The 13,134-nt window shown below is 72.2% G+C and carries 10 protein-coding genes and 1 tRNA gene; 8 read left to right on the plus strand and 3 right to left on the minus strand.

All coding sequences use genetic code 11. The annotated features are described in order from the left end of the window. From Saso_RS14065 to Saso_RS14080, 4 genes are all read left to right on the plus strand, one after another. On the plus strand, positions 1–1,221 hold the full coding sequence (locus Saso_RS14065; RefSeq protein ID WP_189918150.1) for a helix-turn-helix domain-containing protein: 1,221 nt from the start codon (positions 1–3) through the stop codon (positions 1,219–1,221). A gap of 128 nt (positions 1,222–1,349) precedes the next feature. Further along, positions 1,350–1,952, plus strand: a complete 603-nt coding sequence (orn, locus tag Saso_RS14070) for an oligoribonuclease (RefSeq protein ID WP_189918152.1) — start codon at positions 1,350–1,352, stop codon at positions 1,950–1,952. 96 nt (positions 1,953–2,048) lie between these two features. Next, positions 2,049–2,121, plus strand: a tRNA-His gene (locus Saso_RS14075). 66 nt (positions 2,122–2,187) lie between these two features. Further along, a complete protein-coding gene (locus Saso_RS14080; protein WP_189918154.1) occupies positions 2,188–2,718 on the plus strand; it encodes a GNAT family N-acetyltransferase in 531 nt (176 codons plus the stop codon). 35 nt (positions 2,719–2,753) lie between these two features. On the opposite strand, the gene Saso_RS14085 is transcribed toward Saso_RS14080, so the two are convergent. Further along, positions 2,754–3,809, minus strand: coding sequence for a LacI family DNA-binding transcriptional regulator (locus Saso_RS14085; RefSeq protein WP_189918156.1), 1,056 nt, complete (start codon positions 3,807–3,809; stop codon positions 2,754–2,756). 949 nt (positions 3,810–4,758) lie between these two features. On the opposite strand from Saso_RS14085, the gene Saso_RS14090 reads away from it, so the two are divergent. From Saso_RS14090 to Saso_RS14105, 4 genes are all read left to right on the plus strand, one after another. After that, positions 4,759–6,126 carry an ABC transporter substrate-binding protein gene (locus tag Saso_RS14090; protein ID WP_189918158.1) on the plus strand — a complete coding sequence of 456 codons (1,368 nt, stop codon included), beginning with the start codon at positions 4,759–4,761 and terminating at the stop codon, positions 6,124–6,126. Between the two features lie 5 nt (positions 6,127–6,131). After that, positions 6,132–7,142: a carbohydrate ABC transporter permease gene (locus Saso_RS14095; RefSeq protein ID WP_189918550.1), complete on the plus strand. Its 1,011-nt coding sequence runs from the start codon at positions 6,132–6,134 to the stop codon at positions 7,140–7,142. A gap of 41 nt (positions 7,143–7,183) precedes the next feature. After that, on the plus strand, positions 7,184–8,071 hold the full coding sequence (locus tag Saso_RS14100; RefSeq protein ID WP_229901084.1) for a carbohydrate ABC transporter permease: 888 nt from the start codon (positions 7,184–7,186) through the stop codon (positions 8,069–8,071). 176 nt (positions 8,072–8,247) lie between these two features. Then, positions 8,248–9,678: a GH1 family beta-glucosidase gene (locus Saso_RS14105; protein WP_189918161.1), complete on the plus strand. Its 1,431-nt coding sequence runs from the start codon at positions 8,248–8,250 to the stop codon at positions 9,676–9,678. Positions 9,679–9,784: 106 nt separating this feature from the next. Here Saso_RS14105 and Saso_RS14110 read toward each other — a convergent pair whose 3' ends face one another. Beyond that, complete coding sequence (locus Saso_RS14110) at positions 9,785–11,803, minus strand: beta-galactosidase (RefSeq protein WP_189918162.1); 2,019 nt, start codon at positions 11,801–11,803, stop codon at positions 9,785–9,787. Next, complete coding sequence (locus Saso_RS14115; protein ID WP_372442436.1) at positions 11,800–13,134, minus strand: glycoside hydrolase family 36 protein; 1,335 nt, start codon at positions 13,132–13,134, stop codon at positions 11,800–11,802. Before Saso_RS14115 ends, Saso_RS14110 begins: the two co-directional genes overlap by 4 nt.

The following is a 13,134-nucleotide window of genomic DNA, read 5'->3' on the forward strand; positions in this document are numbered from 1 at the left end:
ATGAGCCACGACTCCACTGCCGCGCCGGAAGCCGCGGCCCGGAAGCTTTCCGGGCGACGCCGCAAGGAGATCGTCGCGGTGCTGCTGTTCAGCGGCGGCCCCATTTTCGAGAGTTCCATTCCGCTGTCGGTGTTCGGGATTGACCGCCAGGACGCCGGCGTGCCGCGCTACCGCTTGTTGGTGTGCGGCGGCGAAGAAGGCCCGCTGCGGACCACAGGGGGCCTGGAACTCACCGCACCACATGGCCTGGAGGCGATCTCGCGGGCGGGCACGGTCGTCGTGCCGGCCTGGCGCTCGATCACCTCTCCGCCACCGGAGGACGCGCTCGACGCACTGCGCCGGGCGCACGAGGAGGGTGCCCGCATCGTGGGCCTGTGCACCGGCGCGTTCGTGCTGGCCGCCGCGGGTCTGCTGGACGGCCGCCCGGCCACCACCCACTGGATGTACGCGCCGACGCTGGCCAAGCGCTACCCGTCGGTGCACGTGGATCCGCGCGAACTGTTCGTCGACGACGGCGACGTGCTCACGTCGGCGGGCACGGCGGCCGGAATCGACCTCTGTCTGCACATCGTGCGGACGGATCACGGTAACGAGGCCGCGGGCGCACTGGCCCGACGGCTGGTCGTCCCGCCGCGCCGCTCGGGCGGCCAGGAGCGCTACCTCGACCGGTCTTTACCCGAGGAGATCGGCGCCGACCCGCTCGCCGAGGTCGTCGCCTGGGCGCTGGAGCACCTCCACGAGCAGTTCGACGTGGAGACGCTGGCGGCACGCGCCTACATGAGCCGCCGCACCTTCGACCGCCGTTTCCGGTCCCTGACCGGCAGCGCGCCGCTCCAGTGGCTGATCACCCAGCGGGTGCTCCAGGCGCAGCGGCTGCTGGAGACGTCGGACTACTCGGTGGACGAGGTCGCGGGGCGCTGCGGCTTCCGCTCGCCGGTGGCGCTGCGCGGGCACTTCCGCCGGCAGCTCGGCTCGTCCCCGGCCGCGTACCGGGCGGCGTACCGGGCGCGCAGGCCGCAGAGCGAACGGCCGGCGGACAGCGAACCTCCGCTGCCACCGCCGCCGGTGCTGCACCCCGACGCCCCGGGACCGGTACCGCCGCAGCTGCGGCGGACGGCCCCGGCGGCGGTGGGCGCGCCGGGCTCGCTGCCGTCCGAGCACGCCCGCGACGCGTACGCGTCCTCACGGGCGAGCCTGCCGGGGCAGCGCAGCGGCAGCTGAGCGCGCCGCGCCCGCCCCGGACACCGCTCACCCCGGACGCCGGACGGACCTCGGTCCGTCCGGCGTCCGGCACGAGAGCCTCCCCCGCGGGGCACCGCAAAAGCCGACGTCAGCTTTAGGGTGGTCGCATGAACGATCGCATGGTGTGGATCGACTGCGAGATGACCGGCCTCTCGCTGTCCGACGACGCTCTCATCGAGGTGGCCGCCCTCGTCACCGACTCCGAGCTGAACGTGCTCGGCGACGGTGTGGACATCGTCATCCGGCCGCCGGCCAAGGCACTGGAGACGATGCCGGAGGTGGTGCGTCAGATGCACACCGCGTCCGGACTCCTCGAGGAGCTGGCCGGCGGGACGACCCTCGCGGACGCCGAGGCCCAGGTGCTGGCATACGTACGGGAACACGTGAAGGAGCCCGGCAAGGCGCCCCTGTGCGGGAACTCCGTCGGCACGGACCGCGGCTTCCTGGCCCGGGACATGTCCGCCCTGGAGGGCTACCTGCACTACCGGATCGTCGACGTGTCGTCGGTCAAGGAGCTCGCGCGCCGCTGGTACCCGCGGGCCTACTTCAACAGCCCCCCGAAGAACGGCAACCACCGCGCCCTCGCCGACATCCGTGAGTCCATCGCGGAACTGCGCTACTACCGCGAGGCCGTCTTCGTGCCGCAGCCCGGGCCCGACTCCGACACCGCGAAGGCGATCGCCGCCCGGCACGTGCTGCCCGGAGGCTGAGGGCACCGCGGAAAAGCCGTGCGCGAGCACCCCTTCCGACCCTGTACACTTTTTCTCGGCCGGTAGGGAGACCACAAAGTCCAACTGCCGGGCGTGGTGGGTGTAGCTCAGCTGGTAGAGCACCTGGTTGTGGTCCAGGATGCCGCGGGTTCGAGTCCCGTCACTCACCCTGAGTCATCAGCCGGTGATCTCCCTGGAGGGAGGTCACCGGCTGATGTGTTTCCCGGGAGCGGCCATGCCTCGAGGTTTCCTGGCGCGGCCGTTCGCCACGGCCCGGCTCGACGTCCTCCCGCTGCGTGTCGCCCACGCGGCCCGGATGGCGGTCGTCCTGGGCGATCCCGCACTCCACACCTTCATCGGCGGCACCCCGGACACGCCCGAGGAACTGCGCGCCCGCTACGAACGTCTCGTCGCCGGCTCGCCCGACCCGGCCGTCTCCTGGTGCAACTGGGTGCTGCGGCCGCGCGACACCGAACGGCTGGCCGGAACGGTGCAGGCCACGGTGACCGGGGGCGGGGAGCACGCCGAGATCGCCTGGGTCGTCGGTACGGCCTGGCAGGGCCGCGGCCTCGCCTCCGAGGCGGCCGCCGCTCTGGTCGCCCGGCTGCGGGAGGGCGGGGTGCGCACGATCGTGGCGCACATCCACCCCGGCCATCACGCCTCCGCCGCCGTGGCCCGGTCCGCCGGACTCTCGGCCACCTCCCGGCGACAGGACGGCGAGGTGCGGTGGCAGCTCACCGACACCGCGTCGGACCACGTCACATGACCCCGCCGCACCCGTGACAGGCCGGGGCGGGCCGCTCAGGAGGAGGAGCGCTCCACCAGCTCCGTCGCCAGCACCACCTGGCGGCGCTCCAGCCCTCGGGACACCGCGGGACGGCGGTCCGCGATCTCCGTGAGGAGCAGGTCCAGCATCCTGCGGCCCATCTCCTCGATCGGCTGGCGGACGCTGGTCAGGGGCGGGTCCATGTGGCGGGCGATCGCCGAGTCGTCGTAGCCGACCATCGCCACGTCCTCCGGCAGCCGGCGGCCCGCCTCGCGCAGGGCCCGACGGGCGCCGGCCGCCATGACGTCGGAGCCGGCGAAGACGGCGTCGAGGGAGGGGGTGCGGGCGAGGAGTTCGCGCATCGCGCGGTGCCCGCCCTCCTCCGTGAAGTCGCCCGGCGCGATGAGGCCCTCGTCCGCCGGGTACCCCGCGTCCCGCAGCGCGTCGCGGTAGCCGTCGACGCGCCGCTGGGCGCCGTAGACGTCCAGCCGGCCGGTGATGTGGGCGATGCGGGTGCGGCCCCGGGACAGCAGGTGCTCGACGGCGGAGCGGCCGCCGCCGTAGTTGTCGGAGTCCACGGAGGGGAGCGTCTCCGCGGCGGAGCGCGGACCGCTGATCACCGCGGGGATCTCCAGCTGGGACAGCAGGTCGGGCAGCGGGTCGTCGGCGTGGACCGACACCAGCAGGACCCCGTCGACGCGGTGCGCCGCCAGGTACTGGGCCAGCCGGCGCCGTTCGCGATCGCTACCCGCGAAGATCAGCAGCAGCTGCATCTCGGTGTCGGACAGCTCCGCGCCGACGCCCCGCAGCATGTCCGAGAAGTAGGGCTCGGCGAAGAAGCGGGTCTCCGGCTCCGGGACCACCAGCGCGATCGCGTCCGTGCGGTTGGCGGCGAGGGCGCGGGCGGCGGTGTTGGGGACATAGCCGAGCTCGGCGACCGCCGCCTCGACGGCCGCGCGGGTCGCGTCACTGACCCGGGGCGAGCCGTTGATCACCCGGGAGACCGTGCCGCGGCCGACACCGGCGCGAGCGGCCACCTCTTCGAGGGTCGGCCGCCCTCCGCTCCGGTTCCGCGCTCCGTGGCTTGCCATGGGCCCCGCCTTCCCGCCGTTTGTTCACGCTGGCCTGGAATCTAACAGTCCCGTCCGTGCCGTCGGTCGCCGCTGGGTGTCCCCGCGCCCCGGGCCGACTCCGGCCGTGCACGGCTGCGGCCCCGCACGGACCGGACGCCCCCGGTCCGGAACACCCGGCACACCGCCTTCCGAACACCCGCCGCCCCGTGCCCGCCGCGCCCGACACCCCCACACCGCACCCCGACGCCTCCGGTCCCCCAGGCCGACGTCCCGCGCCCCGGACCCCCGGCGGCTCCGGTCCACCCGGGCCGGCCACCTCGCCCCGCAACCCCGGCAACCCCCGTCCCCGACCCGACGGCCACGGTCCCCCGGAGCCGACGCCCCGGTTCCGCATCCCTCCGCGCCTCGATCAGCGGCGCCCGGTGATCCCGTTCCGCCACCCTCGGCGCCCCCGTTCCGCGACGCCCGGTGATCCCGTTCCGTAACCCTTCGCGCCCCGTTCCCCAACCCTCCGCGCCCCCGTTCCGCAACGTCCGGTGATCCCTGTCCGCAACGCCCGCGACTCCGTTCCGCAACACCCGCCGACCCCCTCTCCGAGACGCCCGGCGGTTCCTGTCCTGAACGCCCGGGGCCCCTCGTCCCTGGTGCCGGGCCCCCGTTTCCACCGGCGCCGCCGACCCGTACCCTGCCGGACGGGGCGGCCCGGGCGGCCCCGCTCACGGCTGGAAAGCGCTGTCCGCCCGAGTTAGTTAACAGGCAGATAACCGAACGCATCTCACCGCGTTCCCACCCTTGACACCCCCGCCCGAACCGACGACTCTTCAACACATCACTTGTGGGAGCGCTCCCACGGTACCTGGCACTTACACATCCCGCACGTTCCCCGCCCGAGCCGCAGCGAGTAACTAACGGGCCCAACAATGCAGTTGGCCGGGGGGTCGGCACGTCAGGGCAACAGGAGGACGCAATGCGAGCACGTACCCTCCCCCACACTCGGCTTCGCTCGAGCGGGGGGACCCGAATGACCCGCCGGGTGGTGGTTCTGGCGGCCGTCACAGCACTGGGCGCAGGGCTGCTGGCCGGCTGTGCCGACGACAGTGGGGACGACGGTGCTTCCGACGGTTCCTCGTCGGGCGGCGGCAAGGGCAAGACCACGATCACCCTGGGCCTCTTCGGCACGATGGGCTTCAAGGAAGCCGGTCTCTACACCGAGTACGAGAAGCTCCACCCCGACATCAAGATCGCCGAGAATGTCACGGAGCGGAACGAGAACTACTACCCGGCGCTCGTCAACCACCTCACCACCAACAGCGGCCTGATGGACGTCCAGGCCATCGAGGTGGGCAACATCGCCGAGGTCGTGGCCACCCAGGCGTCCAAGTTCGAGGACATGTCGAAGGTCTCGGGCGTCGACAAGAGCAACTGGCTCGACTGGAAGTGGTCGCAGGGCACCACCAAGGACGGCCAGACGATCGGCCTCGGCACCGACATCGGCCCGATGGCCCTCTGCTACCGCAAGGACCTCTTCCAGGCGGCCGGACTGCCCACCGACCGCGAGGCGGTCGGCAAGCTGTGGGCCGGCGACTGGAACAAGTTCGTCTCCACCGGTGAGCAGTACAAGAAGAAGGCCAAGGCGGGGACCTTCTTCATGGACTCCCCCGGCGGGCTGATCAACGCCATCCTCAGCAGTGAGAAGGAGAAGTTCTACGACTCCTCCGGCGAGATCATCTACAAGTCGAACCCGGCCGTGAAGGCGGCCTTCGACCTGACGGCCAAGGCGGCCGAGGAGGGCCTGGTCCAGGCCCAGACGCAGTTCCAGCCGGCCTGGGACACCACGATCGCCAACAGCAAGTTCGCGACCATCGCCTGCCCGCCGTGGATGCTCGGCACCATCAAGGGCAAGGCCAAGGCCGAGGACGCCGGCAAGTGGGACGTGGCCGTGGCCCCCAAGTCCGGCAACTGGGGCGGCTCCTTCCTGGGTGTCCCCAAGAGCGGCAAGCACGTGAAGGAGGCCGAGGCCTTCATCACCTGGCTGACCGCGCCCGAGCAGCAGGCGAAGCTGTTCAAGGTGCAGGGCTCCTTCCCGAGCGCCCCGAGCACGTACACGATGGCCGAGGTCACCGGTGCGAAGAACGACATGACGGGTGACTCCCCGATCGGTACGGTCTTCTCCGAGGCCGCCAAGACCGCCCCGGTGCAGGTGATCGGCCCGAAGGACCAGATCATCCAGCAGGGCCTGACCGACAACGGCGTCATCCTCGTGACCAAGGGCAAGTCGGCGGCGGAAGCCTGGAACACGGCGACCAAGACCATCGACAACAACTTGGACAAGTGACACGTATGGCCACCCGCCACGACACCGCCGCGCCCCCCGTCAAGGAGGGGGGCGCGGCCCCGGGCCGCCCGCCCGCAGAACCCACGGAGGCGGAGCAGCGGCACCGGGCCCGGCTGTCCCGCCGCTGGCAGCGCGACAAGCGCTGGAGCCCGTACGCCTTCGTCTCGCCGTTCTTCCTGCTGTTCCTCGCGTTCGGCCTCTTCCCGCTCGTGTACACGGGCTGGGCGTCGCTGCACCAGGTGGAGATGACCGCGCCCACCGACATGACGTGGGTGGGGATGCGCAACTACACGCGCATCTTCGACGACGACTTCTTCTGGAACGCGGCGAAGAACACCCTGACGATCGGGATCATCTCGACCGTCCCGCAGCTGCTGATGGCCATGGGCCTGGCCCACATCCTCAACTACAAGCTGCGTGCCTCGACCTTCTACCGGGTCGCGATGCTCGCCCCGTACGCGACCTCGATCGCGGCGGCCTCGCTGGTCTTCGTGCTGCTCTTCGGGCGCGACTACGGCATGATCAACTGGGCGCTGCACTTCGTGGGCATCGACGCGATCGACTGGCAGAACGACAAGTGGCCGTCGCAGTTCGCGGTGTCGTCGATCGTCATCTGGCGGTGGACGGGCTACAACGCGCTGATCTACCTGGCCGCGATGCAGGCGATCCCGCAGGACCTCTACGAGTCGGCGGCCCTGGACGGCGCGAGCCGCTGGAAGCAGTTCCTGCACGTCACGCTGCCGTCGCTGCGGCCGACGATCCTGTTCACGGTCGTCGTCTCGACGATCGGCGCGAGCCAGGTGTTCGGCGAGCCGCTGCTGTTCGATGCCAACAAGGGCGCGTCGGGCGGCGCCGAGCACCAGTTCCAGACGCTGGGCCTGTACCTGTACGAGCAGGGCTGGGTGAACCAGCACCTGGGCCGGGCCTCCGCGATCGCCTGGACGATGTTCCTGATCCTCATCGTGATCGGCATCGTCAACTACGTCATCTCGCGCCGGCTGCGCGCCAGTAGTTAGGAGTACCGGCCGTGACGACGACGACAACGACCGCGGCGTCCGTGGAACCCGAGGACGCCGTACCGACGGCCCGCAAGGTGCGCCGGCCCAAGTCCGCGCGGGCCGGCGGGCAGATGCACGGCGGCCCGGTCGCCTACATCATCCTGGGCGTGTTCACCATAGTTTCGCTGTTCCCGCTGGTGTGGACGGCGATCGCCGCGTCCCGCGACAACAACCGGCTGGCGCAGAACCCGCCCCCGTTCGTGTTCGGTTCGAACCTCTTCCACAACCTGGACGTGGCCTGGAACGACGCCAACCTGGGCAAGGCGTTCGTCAACACGACGATCGTGGCGGGCACGTCGGCGGCGACGATCGTCTTCCTGTCGACGATCGCCGGCTTCGCCTTCGCCAAACTGCGGTTCCGGGGCCGGGGCGCGCTGATGCTGATCGTGATCGGCACCATGATGGTGCCGCCGCAGCTGAGCATCATCCCGCTGTACATGATGGTCGCCAAGCTGGAGTGGACGGACCAGCTCCAGTCGGTGATCCTGCCGTCGCTGGTGAGCGCGTTCGGCGTGTTCTTCATGCGTCAGTACCTCATCCAGGCGCTGCCCGACGAGATCATCGAGGCGGCCCGGGTGGACGGCGCGAGCAGCTGGCGTGTGGTGTGGCACGTGGTGTTCCCCGCGGCGCGTCCCGCGATGGCGGTGCTCGGCATGCTGATGTTCGTGCAGACGTGGAACGACTTCCTGTGGCCGTTCCTGGTGCTGAGCCAGACCGGCAACCCGACCGTGCAGGTCGCGGTGGCGGGCCTCGGCCGCGGATACACCCCGGACCAGTCCCTGATCATGGCGGGCGCGCTGCTCGGCACGCTGCCGCTGCTGCTGGTCTTCGCGATCTTCGGCAAGCAGATCGTGGGCGGCATCATGCAGGGCGCCGTGAAGGGCTGACGACGCGCCACGGCCGCGACACGGCAGTGGCATCACGGTCCCTGTGACGCCCCACGGCGCCTCCCGTCCGACAGCCCCTGACTCCCGGGGGCCGGGTCACCGCCGCCCCGGCCCTCTCCTCACCAGTTCCCCCCTCGACCTCGTCGGTCCCGACGACCACCCATGGGAGCGCTTCCATGCCTGAGCCCGTTACTCCGGTGACCTTCCCGCCCGCCTTCCTCTGGGGCGCCGCGACCTCCGCGTACCAGATCGAGGGGGCGGTGCGCGAGGGCGGCCGTACCCCCTCGATCTGGGACACCTTCAGTCATACGCCCGGCAGGACGGCCGGTGGTGAAACCGGTGACATCGCTGTCGACCACTACCACCGCTACCGCGACGACGTGGCCCTGATGGCGGAGCTGGGCCTGTCCGCGTACCGCTTCTCGATCTCCTGGTCCCGGGTCCAGCCCACCGGGCGGGGTCCCGCGATCCAGGTGGGCCTGGACTTCTACCGCCGGCTGGTGGACGAGCTGCTGGCGAAGGGCATCAAGCCGGCCGTCACCCTCTACCACTGGGACCTGCCGCAGGAGCTGGAGGACGCGGGCGGCTGGCCCGAGCGCGACACGGCGTACCGGTTCGCGGAGTACGCGCAGATCGTCGGCGAGGCGCTCGGCGACCGGGTGGAGAACTGGATCACGCTGAACGAGCCGTGGTGCAGCGCGTTCCTGGGCTACGCGTCGGGCGTGCACGCGCCGGGCCGTACCGAGCCGGTGGCCTCGCTCAAGGCGGCGCACCACCTGAACCTGGCCCACGGCCTCGGCACCTCGGCGCTGCGCGCGGCCATGCCGTCCCGCAACTCGGTGGCGCTCAGCCTCAACTCGTCGGTGGTGCGCCCGCTCTCCCCGGGCGACCCGGCGGACCTCGCCGCGGTGCAGAAGATCGACGACCTGGCGAACGGCGTCTTCCACGGCCCGATCCTGCGGGGCGCCTACCCGGAGACGCTGCTGGCGGCGACCTCGTCGCTGACCGACTGGTCGTACGTCCTGGACGGCGACCTGCGCGCCATCCACCAGCCGCTGGACGCGCTGGGCCTGAACTACTACACGCCCACGCTGGTCTCGGCGGCGGACGCGGCGGTGCGGGGCCCCCGCTCGGACGGTCATGGCGCGAGCGAGCACTCGCCCTGGCCCGGCGCGGACGACGTGGCCTTCCATCTGACGCCCGGCGACCGCACGGAGATGGGCTGGTCCATCGACCCGACCGGTCTGCACGAGCTGATCATGCGCTACAGCAGGGAGGCCCCGGGCCTGCCGCTGTACATCACCGAGAACGGCGCGGCCTACGACGACAAGCCCGACTCGGACGGCCGGGTCCACGACCCCGAGCGGATCGCGTACCTGAACGGCCACCTGTCGGCGGTCCGCCGGGCGATCGCGGACGGCGCGGACGTGCGGGGCTACTACCTCTGGTCCCTCCTCGACAACTTCGAGTGGGCCTACGGCTACGAGAAGCGCTTCGGCGCGGTGTACGTGGACTACGCGACGCTGACGCGTACGCCGAAGTCGAGTGCGCTGTGGTACAGCCAGGCGGCCCGCACGGGGACCCTGGCGCCGACCGAGACCACCTGACCCGGGGAGCGGGGGAAGGGGCGCGGCACGCTGAGGGGACGTGCCGCGCCCCGTTCGGTCCCGGCCGACCGGCTCGGGCCGGTGGTCGCCGGTGCGCCGGCGCCGGTCAGACGCCGGTCGGCCGGCGGACGACCGCCGCTCCGCCCGGCGGGACGAGGACGGAGCCGTCCGGCAGGGGGGTCGCGGTGAGCAGCTCCGTAGAGCCGGCCGGGACCGGTACCGTCGCGCCCCGTCCGGTGTGGTCGATGAGGAAGAGGAAGTCGGCCGCGGGGCCCCGGCGGCGGACCGCCTCCACGCCGGGCGGCACGTCCTCCAGCACCGGCCGCACCCCGGCCTCCGCGCGGACCCGGTCCAGCAGCCGGGCCAGCGTGTCCGGGTCGGGAAGGGTCGCCAGATACCAGGCGGTGCCCTCGCCGCAGCCGTGCCGGGTGACCGCGGGGACGCCCTTGAGCGGGCCGTCGGCGAACGAGGACACCACCTTGGCTCCGGCGGGCCGGACCCGCTCGGACCAGAGCGACCCCGTGCCCCCGGTGTCCAGGCCGACGCTCTCCCCCGGCAGCAGCGGGAACAGTTCGTCCGTGCGGACGCCGAGGACCTCCCGGAAGGCGCCCGGGTAACCGCCCAGCCGCACCTGGCAGTTCTCGTCGACCGCCCCGCTGTGGAAGCCGACGGCCAGCGTGCCGCCCTGGCGCGCGAAGGAGGTGAGGTTCGCGGCTCCCGCGTCGTCCACCAGGTACAGGCTCGGGGCGAGCACCAGCCGGTACGCCGAGAGGTCCGCGTCGGGGCGTACGAAGTCCACCGCGACACCCGCCCGCCACAGGGGCTCGTACCAGGACCGGACCAGCTCCAGGTGACGAAGCAACTCGCTGGGTTGCGAGGGTAGTTCGAGGGCCCATTTCGCGTCCCAGTCCCAGACCACCGCCGTCTCGGCCGTGCCGGTGCTGCCCTGTACCTCGGCCAGCGCCCGCAGATCCGCGCCCAGCGCGACGACGTCCCGCCAGACGGCGCTGTCCGTGCCCGCGTGCGGCAGCATCGCCGAGTGCCACTGTTCGGCCCCCGCCTTCGCCGCGCGCCACTGGAAGTAGGCGATGCCGTCGGCGCCCCGGGCCACGTGCGCGAGGGCGTTGCGCCGCAACTCCCCCGCGGTTTTGGCCCGGTTGACGGGCTGCCAGTTCACGGCGCCCGTCGAGTGCTCCATCAGCAGCCACGGCCGGCCGCCCGCGAGCGAGCGCACGAGATCGCCGCTCATCGCGATGTCGATCTCCGACTCGGGGTCCGTGGAACGGAGGTAGTGGTCGTTGGAGACCACGTCCAGCTCCGGTGCCCAGCGCCAGTAGTCCAGCGCGTCGAAGTTGTACATCACCATGAAGTTGGTGGTCGCGGGCACCGAGGGGGCGGCCTCGGCCAGCACCTGCCGTTCCGCCCGGCACAGCGACAGCAGCGCGTCGCTGGAGAAGCGGCGCCAGTCCAGCCGGTGGGCCGGGTTGGGGACCGCGCCGGTCGCCCTCGGCGGCAGGACCTCGTCCCAGTCGTAGTACCACTGGCTCCAGAAGGCGGTGCCCCAGGCCTCGTTCAGCGCGGCCGGGTCGTCGCCGTACCGGTCCCGCAGCCAGTCGCGGAACGCCGCCGCGCTCGTGTCGCAGAAGCACTCCGCGTTGTGGCAGCCGTACTCGTTGTGGACGTGCCACAGGGCCACCGCCGGGTGGTCCGCGTACCGCTGCCCCAGCGCGCGGGCGATCCGCAGCGCGGCCTCCCGGTAGGCGGGGCTGCTCGGGCAGAAGGTCTGCCGGCTGCCGTACGACAGCACGCGGCCGTCCCGGTCCACGGGCAGCGCCTCGGGGTGGGCCCGGAAGAACCACGCGGGCGGCGCGGCCGTCGGGGTGGCCAGGTCGGCGGCGATGCCGTGGGCGTGGAGCAGGTCGAGGACGCGGTCGAGGTGCGAGAAGTCGTACGTGCCCTCGGCCGGTTCCAGGAGTGCCCAGGAGAAGATGTTGACGCTGACCATGGTCACCCCGGCCTCGGCCATGAGCCGCATGTCCTCGGCCCACACCTCCTGCGGCCACTGCTCGGGGTTGTAGTCGCCGCCGTAGACGATGCCGGGCAGACCGAGTTCGCGACGCGTCATCGCCGGCCTCCCGACAGCAGCCGGCGGGTCGTCTCCACGCCCCAGGGGTCGAGCGACAGCAGCCGGTCGCTGGACGCCATCAGCCCGCCCGTGGCCTCCACGTGCGCGGCCCACCGCTCACGGGTCTCCACCGCCGGACGCGCCATCAGGCAGTCGGGGTCGTTGGTCCAGAGCCGGCCGTGCTGCCACTGGCGGGCCGCGCCGGTGAACTCGGCCGGGTCCTGGCCGGGCTGGCTGTGGTCGCCGGCCTCGGGACGGCGGTGCGGGGCCGTGTCGGGGCTGACGCGCATGGCGTCGAAGAGACCGACGGAGGGCAGGATCGGCGCGCCGCAGCCCAGGAGGTAGGCCTGCGGGCCGATCGCCTCGCGGATCAGCGCGATGCCCGAGCGGTATGCCGTCAGCGCGTCCACGCGGTCGTCGTACCGGACGCCGTCCAGCGCGCCCGCGTACAGGAAGTCGGCCTTGAAGTAGTCGTAGCCCTCGGCGCGCAGCGTCCGGAAGACGTCCGTCAGGTACGCGGCCGCCTCGGGGTGGGTGGTGTCGAGGACCCGCAGGTCGTGGCCCCAGTTGCGGCCCGCGTGCGCGAAGCCGCCGTAGGCGGAGCGGACCAGCCAGCCGGGGTGGCGGGCGGCGAGTTCGCTGTGCGGGTCGACCAGGAAGGGCGCGGTCCAGATGCCCGCGCGCCGGCCCCGGGCGCGGATGGCGTCGGCGATGCCGGACCGGGAGCGGAAGCGGCCGGACAGGGTGAGCCAGTCGCCCAGGGCGCTCTGGTAGCCGTCGTCGATCTGGACGACGTCGACGGGCAGGTCGAGGGTGTCCATCGCGCGCAGGTTCTCGTGGACGTCGTCCTCGGTGACGGCGGTGAAGTACTCGTACCAGGAGCACCAGACGGTCGGCGCCGGCCGGGGGGCGGGGAGGCCGAGCCCTGCGGCCCAGTCGGCCAGGACCTCCTGGACGCCGGTGCCCGTGAACTCCTTCACCGGCCCGTCGGCGCTGATCTCCGCCACGGACCCGGCCCGGGTCAGGCGGACGGACGGCACCTCCCGCCGCGGGTCGGGCGCCGCCCACAGGCGGACCGGTGAGCCGTCGCCGGGGTCGAGGGCGAGCAGCCCCTCGCCCTGGAAGACGCCGGCGGGGACGGTCACGCCGGGGCGGTAGCAGACCGTCGCCCGGTTGTCGTCGGTCGGACGGTACGGGTCGGCGTCGAGGGCGTAGGTGCCGCTGGGGCTCCAGGACTGCCAGCCCTCCTCGTGGACGCGGGCGCGGCGCGGATCCACGGGGACGGCGGCGACGGGGGTGAAGGGGTGGTGCGGCACGGGGGTCTCTTTCAC

Origin of the sequence: Streptomyces asoensis (assembly GCF_016860545.1) — a bacterium.
GTDB classification, from domain to species: Bacteria; Actinomycetota; Actinomycetes; order Streptomycetales; family Streptomycetaceae; genus Streptomyces; species Streptomyces asoensis.